At 70.6% G+C, this 15935-nt stretch carries 18 protein-coding genes; 7 read left to right on the top strand and 11 right to left on the bottom strand.

Annotation, left to right across the window (positions count from 1 at the left end):
* Positions 1 to 3: 3 nt before the first annotated feature.
* From ACWDX9_RS07625 to ACWDX9_RS07655, 7 genes are all read right to left on the bottom strand, one after another.
* Positions 4 to 429 (bottom strand): NUDIX domain-containing protein, encoded by a 426-nt coding sequence (locus tag ACWDX9_RS07625; protein ID WP_449950207.1) that lies wholly within the window; start codon positions 427 to 429, stop codon positions 4 to 6.
* A gap of 59 nt (positions 430 to 488) precedes the next feature.
* Positions 489 to 806 (bottom strand): cytidine/deoxycytidylate deaminase family protein, encoded by a 318-nt coding sequence (locus ACWDX9_RS07630; RefSeq protein WP_357734000.1) that lies wholly within the window; start codon positions 804 to 806, stop codon positions 489 to 491.
* Positions 807 to 881: 75 nt separating this feature from the next.
* On the bottom strand, positions 882 to 1511 hold the full coding sequence (locus tag ACWDX9_RS07635) for a hypothetical protein (RefSeq protein WP_449950210.1): 630 nt from the start codon (positions 1509 to 1511) through the stop codon (positions 882 to 884).
* 336 nt (positions 1512 to 1847) lie between these two features.
* On the bottom strand, positions 1848 to 3140 hold the full coding sequence (locus tag ACWDX9_RS07640) for a hemolysin family protein (protein WP_449950213.1): 1293 nt from the start codon (positions 3138 to 3140) through the stop codon (positions 1848 to 1850).
* Complete coding sequence (ybeY, locus tag ACWDX9_RS07645) at positions 3137 to 3613, bottom strand: rRNA maturation RNase YbeY (RefSeq protein ID WP_397367031.1); 477 nt, start codon at positions 3611 to 3613, stop codon at positions 3137 to 3139. The genes ACWDX9_RS07640 and ybeY overlap by 4 nt, the downstream gene beginning before the upstream one ends.
* Positions 3610 to 4650 (bottom strand): PhoH family protein, encoded by a 1041-nt coding sequence (locus ACWDX9_RS07650; RefSeq protein ID WP_185071921.1) that lies wholly within the window; start codon positions 4648 to 4650, stop codon positions 3610 to 3612. Before ACWDX9_RS07650 ends, ybeY begins: the two co-directional genes overlap by 4 nt.
* A gap of 91 nt (positions 4651 to 4741) precedes the next feature.
* Entirely contained in the window at positions 4742 to 5086 is a 345-nt protein-coding gene (locus ACWDX9_RS07655; RefSeq protein ID WP_350724934.1) for a histidine triad nucleotide-binding protein, read from the bottom strand.
* Positions 5087 to 5366: 280 nt separating this feature from the next.
* Here ACWDX9_RS07655 and ACWDX9_RS07660 point away from each other — a divergent pair, with 280 nt between their 5' ends.
* Both ACWDX9_RS07660 and ACWDX9_RS07665 read left to right on the top strand, forming a co-directional pair.
* Complete coding sequence (locus ACWDX9_RS07660; protein WP_080047132.1) at positions 5367 to 5879, top strand: SigE family RNA polymerase sigma factor; 513 nt, start codon at positions 5367 to 5369, stop codon at positions 5877 to 5879.
* Positions 5876 to 6526: a hypothetical protein gene (locus ACWDX9_RS07665; protein WP_449950219.1), complete on the top strand. Its 651-nt coding sequence runs from the start codon at positions 5876 to 5878 to the stop codon at positions 6524 to 6526. Before ACWDX9_RS07660 ends, ACWDX9_RS07665 begins: the two co-directional genes overlap by 4 nt.
* A gap of 6 nt (positions 6527 to 6532) precedes the next feature.
* Here the strand turns inward: ACWDX9_RS07665 and ACWDX9_RS07670 are convergent, their stop codons facing one another.
* Genes ACWDX9_RS07670 through hrcA form a run of 3 tightly spaced genes read right to left on the bottom strand, consistent with a single transcriptional unit; the run spans position 6533 to position 9430 of the window.
* Positions 6533 to 7258 carry a 16S rRNA (uracil(1498)-N(3))-methyltransferase gene (locus ACWDX9_RS07670; protein ID WP_355201842.1) on the bottom strand — a complete coding sequence of 242 codons (726 nt, stop codon included), beginning with the start codon at positions 7256 to 7258 and terminating at the stop codon, positions 6533 to 6535.
* Between the two features lies 1 nt (position 7259).
* A complete protein-coding gene (dnaJ, locus tag ACWDX9_RS07675) occupies positions 7260 to 8405 on the bottom strand; it encodes a molecular chaperone DnaJ (protein WP_449950221.1) in 1146 nt (381 codons plus the stop codon).
* An 11-nt stretch (positions 8406 to 8416) separates the two neighbouring features.
* Positions 8417 to 9430, bottom strand: a complete 1014-nt coding sequence (gene hrcA / locus ACWDX9_RS07680; protein WP_350724927.1) for a heat-inducible transcriptional repressor HrcA — start codon at positions 9428 to 9430, stop codon at positions 8417 to 8419.
* 158 nt (positions 9431 to 9588) lie between these two features.
* Between hrcA and ACWDX9_RS07685 the strand changes: the two genes are divergently transcribed.
* Genes ACWDX9_RS07685 through ACWDX9_RS07695 form a run of 3 tightly spaced genes read left to right on the top strand, consistent with a single transcriptional unit; the run spans position 9589 to position 11977 of the window.
* A complete protein-coding gene (locus tag ACWDX9_RS07685; RefSeq protein WP_449950224.1) occupies positions 9589 to 10419 on the top strand; it encodes a hypothetical protein in 831 nt (276 codons plus the stop codon).
* 17 nt (positions 10420 to 10436) lie between these two features.
* On the top strand, positions 10437 to 11243 hold the full coding sequence (locus ACWDX9_RS07690; RefSeq protein WP_364240040.1) for a DUF3097 domain-containing protein: 807 nt from the start codon (positions 10437 to 10439) through the stop codon (positions 11241 to 11243).
* Positions 11240 to 11977: a DUF4870 domain-containing protein gene (locus ACWDX9_RS07695; RefSeq protein WP_449950228.1), complete on the top strand. Its 738-nt coding sequence runs from the start codon at positions 11240 to 11242 to the stop codon at positions 11975 to 11977. Before ACWDX9_RS07690 ends, ACWDX9_RS07695 begins: the two co-directional genes overlap by 4 nt.
* Here the strand turns inward: ACWDX9_RS07695 and hemW are convergent.
* On the bottom strand, positions 11974 to 13194 hold the full coding sequence (gene hemW, locus ACWDX9_RS07700; RefSeq protein ID WP_449950231.1) for a radical SAM family heme chaperone HemW: 1221 nt from the start codon (positions 13192 to 13194) through the stop codon (positions 11974 to 11976). The genes ACWDX9_RS07695 and hemW overlap by 4 nt on opposite strands.
* A gap of 67 nt (positions 13195 to 13261) precedes the next feature.
* Between hemW and ACWDX9_RS07705 the strand changes: the two genes are divergently transcribed.
* Positions 13262 to 14479, top strand: coding sequence for a styrene monooxygenase/indole monooxygenase family protein (locus ACWDX9_RS07705; RefSeq protein WP_449950233.1), 1218 nt, complete (start codon positions 13262 to 13264; stop codon positions 14477 to 14479).
* Positions 14480 to 14517: 38 nt separating this feature from the next.
* Positions 14518 to 15765, top strand: a complete 1248-nt coding sequence (locus ACWDX9_RS07710; protein ID WP_449950236.1) for a glycoside hydrolase family 18 protein — start codon at positions 14518 to 14520, stop codon at positions 15763 to 15765.
* Positions 15766 to 15935: the final 170 nt, after the last annotated feature.

The following is a 15935-nucleotide window of genomic DNA, read 5'->3' on the forward strand; positions in this document are numbered from 1 at the left end:
CTATCAATGGGCATGCGCACGCCACCAGGCGAACGCCTGGGGCGCCGCGATCGGGGTCCAGGGCGTCGTCGGCAGCTCCGAGAACTCCTGCTCGGTCACCCATCGGTAGTCGGTGATCTCGACGCCGTCCGGCTCCGGCCCGGCGGAGCCCGGGGCGATCACGCAGGCGTAGGCGGCGATGACGTAGCCGACCTGATGGCCGTTCGGGTAGACGGTGCGGAACTCGGGGCCGCCGAACACGCCGACCAGGCCGCGTACCTCGATGTCGATGCCGAGCTCCTCGTGCAACTCCCTGACGATGGCGTCCTCAGGCCGCTCGTCAGGGTCGATGCCGCCGCCCGGCGCGGCCCAGAGGCCGACGTCGCCGTGGCGGGCCACCAGGAGCCTGCCCGCGTCGTCGAACACGAAGCCCGCCGCCGATGGCAGCATGAGCAGATCGGTGCCAACCTTTTCCCGCAATTTCGCCAAAAATGGCGACATCGGCATGATCAGCCCCGCAGCTTTCCGTCGGGACCGGCCACGAGCAGCGCCTTGACGCCCAGCTCCGCGGCCACGGCCTCGTCGGCGGCGCTCGGCGCGCCCTCGCTCACCAGCGCCACGGCCTCCAGGGACCGCGCGCCGCTGGAGACCGCCATGGCCACGGCCACCTGCACCGCCGACAGCGCGAGCGCGTCCAGCGCCACGTTGGTCGCCGAGTACGTACGGCCGGTCTCGTCGCGTACGGCGGCCCCTTCCGCGGACTCGTTACGCGCTCGGGCCGCCCGGGCCAGAGTGATGATCTTGCTGTCTTCAGGATCGAGTGTCACGGGAACAAGGCTACGAGAAATCCGCCAAGCGGATGGCCCCCGCGGCCTCGACCAGGCCTGACAGCAGGCTTCCGGTCAGTGGGTCCCGGTCATGGAGATGACCGCGTCGACCACCTCGCTGGTACGGGCCGCGTCCACGTCGTTCATGCCCGTGTGCACGACCGAGACCAGCGTGTCGCCCACCCGCGACAGCACGACGTCCATCGCGTACGGGTAGCCGTTCAGGCGCCCGCTCAGCCGCGCGCCCACGGTCTCGTCGGCCGCGTTCTCGACCGGGAGCTCCTGCGAGCGCAGGTCGGTGCCGGAGGACGTACGTACCTCCCGGCACGACTCCAGGGCCTCGGCCAGCGCGTCGAGGTGCTCCTCGGCCTCCCCGTCCGCGTACCGGGCCAGCCCCACCCCGGCCTGCTCCCCCAGCCCGTCACCGCGGTAGCTGACCGCCGCCTCGGCCGTCAGCGCCTGCCGCGGCGCCAGCCCCCCGACGGGCTCGAGCACGGCCTTGCAGTTGCTGTCGGCCTGCGCGAACGGCATCCGCCACGCCTGCTCGGGCCGGGCCGTGAAGCCGTCGGGCAACGGCGGCTCCTTGCTGAGCACCTCGCGCAGGTGCGCGGTGGCCTGCGCGTCGAGAGCGCTCTCCGTCCCCCCGCTGACGCAACCCCCCAGAACGCCGGCCAGCAGGGCACAGGCGATGATCTCGCGTTTCATGATTCCCCCTGGATCGCAGCCTCCCCAACCGACGAATGCGGCAATCCACCGGAGCTTCCACCAATGCGCAAAAAGGGTGCCCCCACCCGGTTTTCCGGACGAGAACACCCTTTACGCCGACCTGCGTCCCAGCCGGCTGGGCAGCCGGCCGGGACACCGTCGTTCCCCCCAGGGACATCCTCTCGCCGCGAACCCCACCCGGCGTTCGGATGCTTTCCCCTCTGACACCCACCGCACTGGATGTCGTGGTTAGAGAGTGCCCGGACCGGCTTGCAGAAGACTTGTAGAACGCTTGCGACCTTCGTCGCCTTCGTCCGGACCCGCCCCTGAGACAGGTCAGTCCTCGGCGCCGACCGGTTCGGTGTCGTCCTCCGGGGGCTTGACGCGGCGGACCACCACCGTGCTGATGCGGTTGCGGCGGCCCGCCAGGCTCTCGGCGGTGAGCATGAGCCCGGCCACCTCGGCCTGCGACCCGGCGATGGGCACCCGGCCCAGAGCGTGGGCGAGCAGCCCGCCCACGGTCTCCACGTCGTCGACCTCGATCTCCGTGTCGAACAGCTCGCCCAGCTCGTCGACCGGCATCCGGGCCGTCACCCGCATCCCGCCGTCGGACATGGGCTCGACGCGGGGCGCCTCCTGGTCGTACTCGTCGGTGATCTCGCCGACGATCTCCTCCAGCACGTCCTCGATCGTGACCAACCCGGCGGTGCCGCCGTACTCGTCGATGACGATGGCGATGTGGATCTGGCGCGCCTGCATCTCCCGCATGAGCTGGTCGATGGGCTTGCTCTCGGGCACGTACGCGGCCGTCCGCATGATCGACTCGACCGTGTCCTCACCCCCGCCCTCGCCGGACTCGTGGATCTTGCGGGCGATGTCCTTGAGGTAGGCGATGCCGATGACGTCGTCCTCGTTCTCGCCCACGACGGGGATGCGGGAGAACCCGCTGCGCAGCGCCAGCGACAGGGCCTGGCTGATCGACTTGCCGCGTTCGATGTGGACCATGTCGGTGCGCGGCACCATGACCTCGCGCACCAGCGTGTCACCCAGCTCGAAGACCGAGTGGATCATCTCGCGCTCGTCCGGCTCGATCACCCGGCGCTCCTCGGCCAGGTCGACCAGCTCGCGCAGCTCGGCCTCCGAGGTGAACGGCCCGTCGCGGAACCCCTTGCCGGGGGTCAGGGCGTTGCCGAGCAGGATGAGCAGCTTGGGCAGCGGGCCGAAGATGCGGGTCAGGCCGTAGACGATGGGGGCGCTGGCCAGCGCGACCGGTTCGGCGTGCTGGCGGCCCAGCGTACGCGGCATGACACCGACCACGACGTAGCTGACCACGATCATCACGACCGCGGCCCAGACGTACGCCCAGCCCTGGTCGTGCATGAGGTCGATGAACAGCAGGGTCGCGATGACCGTGGCCACCAGCTCGCAGCTCAGCCTGAGCAGCAGGAGCAGATTGAGGTAGCGGGGCGGGTCGTTGACGATGGCCTGCAGGCGCATCGCGCCCCGCCGGCCCTCGCGCACGTATTCCTCTGTGCGCACCCTTGAGATGCGCGTCAGTGCCGTCTCCGCGCTGGCGATCAGGCCACCGATGATCACGAGCGCGATGGCCGACAGCAACCAGGCGTTCACCGCGGGTTGCGCACCTCCTGCCACGACTCCAGGAGCCGGGCCTGCAGGCCGAACATCTCCTTGTGCTCCTCAGGCTCGGCGTGGTCGTAGCCGAGCAGGTGGAGGATGCCGTGGGTGCACAGCAGCTCCAGCTCGTCGGCCGCGCTGTGGCCCGCCTCCTTGGCCTGCCGGGCTGCCACGTGCGGGCAGAGCACGACGTCGCCGAGGAGCGCCGGGTCGGCCGGGCTCTCGGAGTCGCCGCGCGCTCCGCCGCCGGGGCGCAGCTCGTCCATCGGGAACGCCAGCACGTCGGTCGGGCCCGGCTCGCCCATCCACTTCTCGTGGAGCTCGGCCATGGCGTCCTCGTCGACCACCACGATGGACAGCTCGGCGAGCGGGTTGATGCCCATCTCGCCGAGCACGTGAGCGGCCAGGGCGGAGAGCTTCTCCTCGTCGACCTCTACGCCGGACTCGTTGTTGATCTCGATGCTCATGGTCGCCGCTTCCCCCGGTGCTGGATGCTCTTGGGCTCCTGCGCGGCCTGCGTGGCGTCGTAACGCCCGTACGCGTCCACGATCTCGCTCACCAGCTTGTGACGGACCACGTCGGCGCTGGACAGGCGCGCGAAGTGGATGTCGGGGATGCCGTCGAGGATCTCCTGGACGACCCGCAGCCCGCTCACCGTGCCGGCGGGCAGGTCGACCTGCGTCACGTCACCGGTCACCACGATCTTGGAGTTGAACCCGAGCCGGGTGAGGAACATCTTCATCTGCTCGGCCGAGGAGTTTTGCGCCTCGTCGAGGATGATGAACGCGTCGTTGAGCGTGCGACCGCGCATGTACGCCAGCGGCGCGACCTCGATCGTGCCCGCGGCCATCAGCTTGGGGATCGAATCGGGGTCGACCATGTCGTGCAGGGCGTCGTAGAGCGGCCGCAGGTAGGGGTCGATCTTCTCGTACAGGGTGCCGGGCAGGAAGCCCAGCCGCTCGCCGGCCTCGACGGCCGGGCGGGTCAGGATGATCCGGTTGACCCGCTTCTCCTGCAGCGCCCGCACGGCCTTGGCCATCGCCAGATAGGTCTTGCCGGTGCCGGCGGGGCCGATGCCGAACACGACCGTGTGCTTGTCGATCGCGTCGACGTAGCGCTTCTGGTTGACCGTCTTCGGCCTGATGGTGCGCCCGCGCGAGGAGAGGATGTCGAGCGACAGCACCTCGGCGGGACGGTCGGAGGTCATGCGGAGCATGGCGATGCTCCGCTCGACCGCGTCGGGGGTGAGCTCGCCGCCGCTGCGCAGGACCTCGACCAGCTCTTCGAAGAGCCGCACCACGGTGCCGCTCTCGTCGGGGCTGCCGGTGACGGTGATCTCGTTACCCCGTACGTGGATGTCGGCCCTGAAGGCACCCTCGATGACGCGTAGCAGCTCGTCGCGGGAGCCCAGGAGGCTGACCATCGGGTATTCGTCCGGAATCAGCACCTTGGCTTGAGTGCGCGAGGGAGGTGCCGTACGTCGGGATTCGTGTAGTTCGGACATGGGCAGGCCAGCGGCCTGATGCCTCCAGGTCTCTTGCGTTGTTCGTCTGAGCCCATGGTATCCGGGACCAGGCCGATTGCTCTCCCCAATATCAGCCGGGGGGCCAGGTGAGGCCGCGCCCGCCCAGGACGTGGGCGTGCACGTGGAAAACCGTCTGCCCGGCGCCGGGCCCGGTGTTGAACACCACGCGGTAGCCGCCGTCGGCCACGCCCTCCTGCACGGCCACGGCGTGGGCGGTCTTGAGCACGTCGTCGGCCAGCCCGTCGTCGGCCTTGGCGAGCTCCGCGGCGTCGCGGTGGTGTTGCTTCGGGATGACCAGCACGTGGGTCGGGGCCTGCGGGTTGACGTCGCGGAACGCCAGCGTCCTGCCGGTTTCGTAAACGATCTCGGCGGGAATCTCCTTGGCGACGATTTGACAGAAGAGGCAATCGCTCACCCGGCCACCCTATCGAGACCCCCGACGTACGGAACCCGTTGCGAATCGGTAATCAGCTGTGTCGTGCGCAGGAAGATCCACACGGTTAGGGTAAGTGTGCGACACTTCAGCAAAAAAAGAGACGATTCAGGGTCGGGCGAGCGCCACCTGGCGAGGACACGACTGGGTAATGCACCCTAAGGAACCGGGGAAACCTCAAGAACCGGAAGAGCGTAAACCCTCTGGGAAGGCCGCGCGTCCCACTGATGTGACCACCGAAACCCTTCTGGCCGACAGGTCGATGGGGGCGGTGCCGGTCGGGTGGGATGCCGACATGGCCGTGACCGCGCTCTATAGCGCGCATTTTCGGTCGTTGGTGCGTCTTGCCGTGTTGCTGGTGCGAGACATAGCAACAGCCGAGGAAGTCGTGCAGGATGCGTTCGTCGCCATTCATGGCGCCTGGCGCAGGCTGCGCGACCCCGACAAGGCACTGGCCTACCTCCGTCAATCCGTCGTCAACCGGTCCCGTTCCGTGCTGCGTCACCGCGCGGTCGTCGAGAAGTACGCTCCCAAGGGTCTGCCGGACGCCCCGAGCGCCGAGAACGGCGCGATCGGCGAGCTGGAACGCTCCGCCGTCATCGAGGCGTTACGGGCCCTGCCGACCCGACAGAGAGAAGCACTGGTTCTGCGGTACTACGGTGATCTGTCCGAAGCTGAGATAGCCCACGCGATGGGCATCAGCAAGGGCGCGGTCAAGAGCCACACCGCACGTGGCATGGCCGCCTTGCGATCCGTTCTGGAGAAAATGTCATGACCCAGCCCCCCGACGAGCACGGAGATCTCCTGCGCCGTGCGCTCCGCGCGGAGGCGGACGCGGTCGTGCCCTCGCCGGACGGACTGGAGATCATCCGCACCCGCATCGAGCGGCGCGGCGTCCGCAATCTGTTCTGGTGGCGAGCGGGCGCGGCCGCCGCCAGCGCCCTCCTGGTGGCGGGGACGATCGTGATGGCCGTTCCCAGCCTGCGCTCGCAGATCATCGACCAGCCCGCCAAGTGGGTGGACAGCGAGACGACCTCCAAGGTGCCGTCCAACTCCTCCACCACCCGCTCCCAGGAGCCGCCGTCCAGGCAGCCGACCAGCCACGACCAGCACCCGGTGGGGATCCCCGAGATCCCCTCCAAGAGCCCGACGCCCCGGCCCACGAAGAGGGCCGAATCGACCACCAGGCCCTCGCCGACCCCCACTCCCACGACGACCGAGTGCCCGTCGCCCCTGGCCGAGCAGGCCGAGCCGCCGTCCGACTGCCCCACGGTCTCGCCGACCCCGACGCCGTCGTCATCGGTGGAGGAGACCCTGCAGCCCACGACGTGCCCGGCCGACGAGTGCCCGCCCGACGACATCACCGACAGTCCGACCAGCGTGACCAGCCCGTTGGTGGACGCCTCTCACACGACGCCCTGAAAGGCTCTACCAGCGTCCGGTACGCGTGAGCAGCACCGAGGCCGCCGCCACCCCTGCCGTGGACGTACGCAGCACCGTGGGCCCCAGCAGCACGGACACCGCCCCTGCCGCCCGGAACCCGGCCAGTTCGTCGTCCGAGACGCCCCCTTCTGGCCCCACGACCACCACGATGTCGCCCGACGCGGGCAGCGCCACGCCGGACAGCGGCTCGGCCGCCTCCTCGTGCAGCACCAGCCCCAGCGCCGCGCCGGCCAGCAGTTTGTCGACCTGCGCGGTGGTGGCGGGCTCCGTCACCTCGGGAAGGTGGAACCTGCGGGCCTGCTTGCCCGCCTCACGAGCCGTCGAGCGCCACTTGTGCAGCCCCTTGGCGACCTTGTCGCCCTTCCACTGGGTGATGCTGCGCGAGGCGGCCCAGGGCACGATGACGTCCACGCCCGCCTCGGTCATCATCTCGACGGCCAGCTCGCCCCGGTCGCCCTTGGGCAGCCCCTGGACGACGACCAGCCGCGGCCGCGGCGGCTCGACCTCGTAGCGGCGCAGCACGTCGAGCCTCAGCGCGTCCTTGAGGACCTCGCGTACGACGCACTCGGCGACCGCGCCGGCGCCGTCCGTCAGATCGATCCGCTCACCGGCCCGCAGGCGCCGCACGGAGGCCGCGTGGCGCCCCTCCGGGCCGCCGAGCGTCAGCTCGGGGCCGTCCAGCTCCTGCGACAGGAACACCGGGACGGTCACGTCACCTGCCGTTGAAGGCGTCGCGCAGCCGCGAGAAGAAGCCCTGCTGGCCGGGGGCGAACTTGCCCGGCGGCCGCTCCTCGCCCCGCTGCTTGGCCAGCTCGCGCAGCAGCTCCTCCTGCGCGGGCTCGAGGCGGGTCGGGGTCTCGACGTTGACGTGGATCAGCAGGTCGCCGCGGCCGGTCTCGTTGAGCCGCTGCACGCCCCGCCCGAACATGGTGATGACCTGGCCCGACTGCGTGCCGGGGCGGACATCGACCTCCTCCGAGCCGTCGAGCGTCTCGACCGCCAGCACGGTGCCGAGCGCGGCGGCCGTCATCGGGATCTGCACGGTGCAGTGGAGGTCGTCGCCACGCCGCTCGAAGATCTCGTGGGCACGCTCGACGATCTCGAGGAACAGGTCTCCGGGCGGGCCGCCGCCGGGGCCGACCTCACCCTCTCCGGCGAGCTGGATGTGGGTGCCGTCCTCGACGCCCGCGGGGATGCGGACCTTGATCGTACGGCGAGTGCGCACCCGCCCGTCGCCGGAGCACTCCTGGCAGGGGTGGCGGATGATGGTGCCGAAACCGCCGCACTGCGGGCACGGCCGTGAGGTCATGACCTGGCCCAGGAACGAGCGGGTGACCTGGGAGATCTCGCCGCGCCCGTTGCACATGTCGCAGGTGTCGGGGTGGGTGCCGGGCGCCGTGCCGGCCCCGTGGCAGACCTCGCAGAGCACGGCCGTGTCGACGACCAGCTCACGCGTGGTGCCGAACGCCGTCTCGCGCAGGTCGAGCTCGACCCGGATGGTGGCGTTGCGTCCCCTGCGGGCACGCGAGCGCGGCCCCCTGGCGCCGGCCGCGGTGCCGAAGAACGCGTCCATGATGTCGCTGAAGGGGAAGCCCGCTCCGAAGCCACCGGCGCCCGCGCCCGCGCCTGCTCCGGCGCCGCCGAAGGGGTCGCCACCCAGGTCGTACATCTGGCGCTTGTTCGGGTCGGAGAGCACCTCGTAGGCCTGCGTGATCTCCTTGAACCGCTCCTGGGTCTCAGGATCGGGGTTCACGTCGGGATGCAGCTCGCGGGCAAGTCGGCGGTAAGCCTTCTTGATCTCGTCCTGACTGGCGTCACGGCGCACCCCGAGGGTGGCGTAATAGTCGCTGTTTGCCACTTATCGACCTCTTATGATGCAGCCAGGATCTGGCTGACGTAGCGTGCCACCGCGCGCACGGCTCCCATCGTCACTGGGTAGTCCATCCTCGTGGGCCCCAACACCCCGAGCCGGGCCAGTTGGTTGTCGCCTGAACCGTATCCGGTCGCGACTATGGATGTCCCCCGCAGATAGGGGTTTTCGGAGCCGATGCGCACGGTGAGCGCGGACGGTGTGTCTGCGGATGTCTCGCCGAGCAGCCTCATGAGCACGACCTGCTCCTCCAGCGCCTCGAGCACGTCGCGCAGGCCGATCGAGAAGTCGGCGCCCGCGAGGTTGGCCGCGCCGGCGAACACGATCTTCTCGTCGTGCCGCTCGACCAGCGTCTCCAGCAGCACCGACAGGATCGTCGCCACCACCGGGCGGTCTTCGAGAGGGAGCCGCTCGGGCAGGTCGGCGACCAGCTCGGGCACGTTGCTCAGGCCGCAGCCGTCGAGGCAGGCGTTGAGGACGGCGCGCAGGTGGGCGATGCGGGTGTCCTCCACCACCTCGGGCAGCTCGATGACGCGCTGCTCGACGCGGCCGGTGTTGGTGATCAGCACGAGCATGACCCGCCGGTCGTTCAGCGGCACCAGCTCGACGTGCCTGACCGTCGAACGCGTCAGCGTCGGGTATTGCACCACCGCCACCTGCCTGGTCAGCTGCGCGAGCAGCCGGACCGTGCGGGTGACCACGTCGTCGAGGTCGACCGCACCGGCCAGGAACGTCTCGATGGCCCTGCGCTCGGCCCCGGACAGGGGCTTGACCTGCGAGAGCCGGTCGACGAACAGCCGATAGCCCTTGTCGGTCGGCACGCGGCCGGCGCTGGTGTGGGGTTGGGTGATGTAGCCCTCCTCCTCCAGCGCGGCCATGTCGTTCCTGACCGTCGCCGGGGAGACTTTCAGGTTGTGGCGCTCGGCGAGCGCCTTGGAGCCCACCGGTTCGTTGGTGGACACGTAGTCTTCGACAATGGCGCGGAGCACCGCCAGCTTCCGATCGTCGAGCACGTGCTCACCTCCTGCCTCTGACATCCAGGGAACGCAACCATCTAGCACTCTGCGTTCCTGAGTGCCAAGTGTACGGCTCTCATCCACAAGGTGCGATAACACAAGGTCGCAACCAGGCTCCTAGCTTCTTACAAGGGGCAAGTACCACACTTGCCGACATGAGCGACAACTCCCCGCCTCCGCCGTACGGGCCCCAGCCCGGCTCCCAGCCGGGTTACGGGCCCCAGCCCGGGCCCCAGCCCGGCTATGGCCCTCAGCCCGGGTCCCAGCCCGGCTACGGCCCTCAGCCCGGGTCGCAGCCCGGCTACGGCCAGCCACCGCCCCAGTACGGGCCGCCGCCGCAGTACGGGCCTCCGCCGCAGTACGGCCCGCCGCCCCAATACGGCCCACCTCCTCAGTACGGACAGTACGGCCAGCAACCCCAATTCCCCGCACGAATCGACTCGAAAGCCATCAAACCGCGACTTTGGTGGATCGGGCTCGTCTGGGGCATCGCCGTGGTCTGCACCATCGCAGGCGCCGTCCTGTTCACCACGGGCATCGTCAGCAGCGTCAGCAACATAGCCCCCACCAGGACGTTCGCGTCCGGCGAAACCGTGACGGTGCCGATCGACCCGGCCAACAAACCCGCCATCTACCTCTCCAGCGACACCGCCGTCCACTACGAGTGCCAGATCACCAACGGAGCCAGGCTCGCCAAGACCACGGGCACGCAGACGGTCACGGCCGGGTCCGTCAAGTGGGAGCAGATCCTCGTGATCAACGCGCCCACCAGGGGCGACTACCAGCTGTCCTGCACCACCCAGGAGCAGGCCGACGTGCGGTACGGCGTGGGCCGCGAGCTGACCGCGGCCGCGGGCGGCATCGCCGGCGGGGTGATGGCGCTCATCCTGATCCCCGGAGCCGGACTGCTCATCGCCATCGCCGGCACCATCATCGTGCTGGTCCGCCGCAGCGGCGCGCGCAAGCGCCTTGCGGTCGACGGGTGATTTGCTACGGTCCCCGTGTGTACGAGGGCGATGTGCTGGCGGGGAATTGGCGGCGGCCGGGCAAGGGCAAGATCCCGAAAGTGGCGGCCGAGCTGGACCTCGTCGTGGAGGACGCCGACAGCGGCTTCTGCGGCGCGGTGGTGGCCTGTGACAAGGAGGCCGTCACGCTCGAAGACCGGTTCGGCAAGCGCCGGCTGTTCCCGCTCGCGCCCGCCGCGTTCCTGCTGGAGGGCAAGCCCGTGACGCTGGTACGCCCGTCGGCGGCCCCGGCGGGGCCCAGGCGCAGCGCGTCGGGCTCGATCGCCGTGGAGGGGCTGCGGGCGAGGGTCGCCCGGGAGAGTCGCATCTACGTGGAGGGCGTGCACGACGCCGCCCTGGTGGAGAAGATCTGGGGCCATGACCTGCGGGTCGAGGGGGTCGTGGTCGAATACCTGGAGGGCGTGGACCATCTGCCGGCCATCGTGGCGGAGTTCGGCCCGGAGCCGGAGCGCCGGCTGGGGGTGCTGGTGGACCACCTCGTGCCCGGCTCCAAGGAGAGCAGGATCGCCGCCGAGATCACCTCGCCGGACGTGCTCGTCGTGGGGCATCCGTACATCGACATCTGGCAGGCGGTCAAGCCGTCCGTGCTGCGCATTCCCGCCTGGCCCGCGGTGCCGCGCGGGGTGCCGTGGAAAGAGGGCGTCATCGCCGCCCTGGGCTGGCGCATGGAGCCCGCGGAGGCGTGGCGGCGGATCCTCGGGGCCGTCTCCACGTACACAGACCTGGAGCCGGAACTGCTCGGCCGGGTCGAGGAACTGATCGACTTCGTTACGGAGGCATCATGAGCCAGGACCCGCCGCAACCGCCGCCGCCGGACGACGACGCCACCCGCTTCGTCCCCCCGTCGAGCATCCCGCCCGGTCAGGGCTCCGGCCCCCAGCAGCCCGGGTCACAGCCCGGCGTTTACGGACAGCAGCCCGGCTCCGAGCCCCATTACGGCCAGCCGGGGTACGGCCGGCAGCCAGGATCCCAGGCCGGCTACGGCCAACCGGCGTACGGGCAACCCGGCTACGGCCAGCCCGGTCACGGCCAGCCCGGCTATGGACAACCGGGCTACGGCCAGCCCGGCCATGGCCAGCAGTCCCAGGGTTACGGTCCTCCCCCGCCCGGCTACGGCTCCGCGCCGCAGCCGCCCGGCTACGGCTATGGGTATGGCGCGCCCGGCGAGCCGTACGTCCCCGGCAGGTTCGGCCCCCGCCCGGGCACCGACGACACCACCATGGCGATGCTCTCGCACCTGCTCGGCCTGCTGGTCTCCTGGGTCGGCCCGCTGATCATCTACCTGATGAAGAAGGACGAGTCCCCCTACGTCAGGGACCAGGCGGCGGAGGCGCTCAACTTCCAGATCACGATGTTCATCGGCTACGTCATCTCGGGCATCCTGACGATCATCTTCATCGGCCTGCTCCTGCTGCCGGTCGTCTGGATCCTGTCCCTGATCTTCCACATCCAGGCCGCCATGGCCACCAACAAGGGCGAGCCGTACCGCTACCCGTTCGCCGTCCGCCTGATCACCTAGACCAGCAGATCCCTGATCAGCGCGTCGGCCAGCAGCCGCCCCTGGAGCGTGAGCACCATGAGGCCCGACCTGAACGGCCCGGGCTCCAGCAGGCCGCGCGCCAGCGCGCTCGCCACGGCCGGGCGCGCGCCCGGGGACACCTCGGCCAGCGGGTAGCCGGACGAAAGCCGCAGCTCCAGCATCAGCCGCTCGGCCGCCCGGTCGTCGTCGCCGAGCACCTCGCGCGCGTGGGCGGGCGACGTGCCCGCGGCCAGCCGCTGGGCGTAGGCGGCCGGGTGCTTGACGTTCCACCAGCGGGTGCCGCCGACGTGGCTGTGGGCGCCGGGCCCGGCGGCCCACCAGTCGCCGCCGGTCCAGTAGAGCAGGTTGTGGCGGCAGCGGGCCCGGTCGGACGTGGCCCAGTTGGACACCTCGTACCAGTCGAACCCGGCCTGGGACAGCAGCTCGTCGGCGATCAGGTAGCGGTCGGCGGCCACGTCGTCATCGGGCATGGGCAGCTCGCCGCGCCGGATCCTGGCCGCCAGCCTGGTGCCCTCCTCGACGATCAGCGAGTACGCCGACACGTGGTCGGGCCCGGCCTCGATCGCGGCGGCCAGCGAGGCCCGCCAGTCGTCGTCGGACTCGCCGGGCGTGCTGTAGATCAGGTCGAGGTTGACGTGCTCGAACCCGGCCTGCCTGGCCTCCTTGACGGCCGCCGCCGCCCTGCCGGGAGTGTGCCGGCGGTCGAGCACCTGGAGCACGTGCTCGGCCGCGCTCTGCATGCCGAAGCTGATCCGGTTGAAGCCGCCCTGGCGGAGCTTGTCGAGGTAGGCCGGGTCGACGGACTCGGGGTTGGCCTCCGTGGTCACCTCGGCCCCCGCGCTCAGCCCGAACTCCGAGTCGATCGCGGCCAGGATCCTGGCCAGGTCTTCCGGGGGGAGCAGCGTGGGCGTACCACCGCCGAAGAACACCGTCTCCACCGGCAGCTCGGCCGGGCCCAGGACGCGGCGGGCGAGGCGGATCTCCTCGACGACCGTGTCCGCGTAGTCCCGGTGCGAGGCGCCGGGGCCCAGCTCGGCGGCGGTGTAGGTGTTGAAGTCGCAGTAGCCGCAGCGGGTCACGCAGAACGGCACGTGCACGTAGAAGCCGAACGGACGCTCGCCGAGGCCCGTCAGGGCACTGTCGGGCAGCTCGCCCGAGGTGGGCGCGGGATCGCCGTCAGGCAGGGTGGATGGCACCCCTTCAGTTTGCCCGTTGTTCGAGGGTGCTATCGAACTGCAACCCCCGAGAGGTTCGCTGCTGCACATGGCGGGCATCGGCATCGTGGGCGCGGGAATCTCGGGGCTGACCCTCGCTCTGCGCCTGCAGCAGCTCGGCGTCGAGGCCACGCTCTACAGCGAGCAGGACGCCGGTTCCCTGCGCTCGGGGCGGCTGCCCAACACGGTGGGCAGGATGGGGCACACCCTGGCCCGGGAGCGGGAGCTGGGCAGCGAGCACTACCGGGATCCCGCGTGCCTGATGGGATCCGCCAGGCTCTCGATCAAGGGGGATCCGCCGCTGGAGTTCCTGGCCAGGATCTCCGAGCCGTTCCACGCGGCCGACTTCCGGCTGCTGCTGCCCGCGTACCTGGACGACTTCACCGGCCGGGGCGGCGAGGTCGTCGTCACCGGCGCGCCGCCGGACGCGGCGCGGGTGGACCGCTGGTCCCGGGAGCACGAGCTGATGGTGGTGACGGCCGGGCGGCGCTCGGTGGCGGAGCTGTTCCCGCGCGACCCGGCGCGCTCGCCGTTCGACCGGCCGCAGCGCGTCCTGACGGCCGGGTTGTACGGCGGTCTCGACCTCGGCCCCATGTTCAGCTACAACGTCTCGCCCGGGTGCGGGGAGATCCTCCGCATGCCGATGATGACCAGGCACGGCGTGGTCTCCAGCGTGCTGGTCGAGGCGGTTCCCGGCGGGCCGCTGGAGCCGCTCTCGCACCTGCCCGCGGCCGAGGTCGCCGGGGAGCTGGCCGGGCTGCTCGCCGAGCACGCGCCGCGACTGGCCGAGCGGGTGGACGGGGGCTTCGAGCTGCTGGGTGAGGACGACCTGCTGCAGGGGGCGATCACGCCGGTCGTTCGCGAGGCGGTGGCCGAGCTGCCCGGCGGGCGGATCGCGCTGGCCGTCGGCGACGCCTGGATCACCAACGACCCGCTGACCGGCCAGGGCGCGAACCTGGGTTCGGCCTGCGCCTGGATCGCGGCCGACGCCATCGCGGCGGGCGGCCCGTACGACGCCGCCTTCGGCCGCGCCACGGCGGAGCGGATGTGGGAGGCGGCGGCGCCGGTCACCGACTGGACCAACGCCTTCCTGCGGCCGCCGGCCGCGCACGTCGTGACCCTGCTGCTGGCGGCCACGAGCAGGCAGGACGTCGCGGACCTGGTCCTCGGCCTGTTCGCGAACCCGGCGTACGCGTGGGCGGTGATCTCGAGCCCCGAGGAGGTGGCGCGGATCGTTGACGGCGGCGGGCCGTCGCCCTACTTTTAGGAAAGTTTCCTATAAGTGCACCCCCCGGGAGTCGCCCCGTGAAGAAGACGATCCTCCTCGCACTCTCCCTCTTACTCGGCTGTACGGCGATCTCCGCGCCGGCCGAGGCCCGCACCGGTTTCAAACGGGTCGCGTACTTCATCCAGTGGGGCGTCTACGGGCGCAACTACCACGTCAAGGACGTGGACACCACGGGCGCCGCGGCCAAGCTCACGCACCTGAACTACGCGTTCGGGTTCGTGAACGCCGAAGGCGCCTGCTACTCGGCCGACCCGTGGGCGGACTGGCAGCGGCCCGTGCCCGCGGAGCAGAGCGTGGACGGCGTGGCCGACGCGCCCGGCCAGGCCCTGAACGGCAACCTCAACCAGCTCCGCAAGCTCAAGGCCAAGCACCCGGGGCTCAAGGTGATGATCTCGCTGGGCGGCTGGACCGGTTCCAAGTACTTCTCCGACGCGGTCCTCACCGCCGAGTCCCGCGCCGCGCTGGCCCGCTCGTGCATCGACCTGTGGCTGCGCGGCAACCTGCCGGACCTCCCCGCGGGCACCGGGGCCGGGGTGTTCGACGGGATCGACCTGGACTGGGAGTGGCCGGGCTCCTCCGGCGCCGAGGGGAACGTCGTGCGGCCGGAGGACAGGCGGAACTTCACGCTGTTCGCGGAGGAACTGCGGGCGCAGCTCACCGCCTTCTCCTCAGGCGCGCAGCTCACGGCCTTCCTGCCGGCCGCGGCCGCCAAGATCGACGCCGGGTTCGAGGTGCGGCGGGTGTTCAGGGCGCTCGACTTCGCCACCGTCCAGGGGTATGACCTGCACGGGACGTGGGAGGCGCAGACCGGGCACAACGGCAACCTCCTCACCGATCGGCGGGATCCGAACCCGGTGCGGTACAGCGTGGACCAGACCGTACGCGACTACCTGTCCCGCGGGGCGCCGGGCCGCAAGATCGTGGTCGGCGTACCCGCGTACGGCCAGGGCTGGACGGGGGTCACCGGCGGCGGCGACGGCCTCTACAAGCCGGCCACCGGCCCCGCCGCCGGGAAGTGGGGGCCCGGGACCGAGGACTACAAGGACCTGGTCACCAAGCCCGGCAAGCGTTACCGGGACCTGCGGACCGGGACGCTGTGGCTGTATGACGGGAACGAGTTCTGGTCGTACGACGATCCGGCGGTGCTGCTGCAGAAGGCGGCGTACATCCGCCTCAAAGGGCTGGGCGGCTCGATGATGTGGTCCATCGACCAAGACGACGCTCACGCCTCCCTCACCTCAGCCCTGTACTCAATCCTCCACTGACCCCACCCCAACGGGCGGATGGGCAGCCTCGGACGGCTGCCCATCCGAGTGGGCCGTCCGAGTGGGCCGAACGAGTGGCCCGGTGGAGCGGCCCGGACGAGCGGGCCGGACGGGCCGGACGAGCGGGACGGGCGGGCCGGACGAGCGGGACGGGCGGGCCGGACGAGCGG

The organism is Nonomuraea sp. NPDC003201, assembly GCF_053590415.1.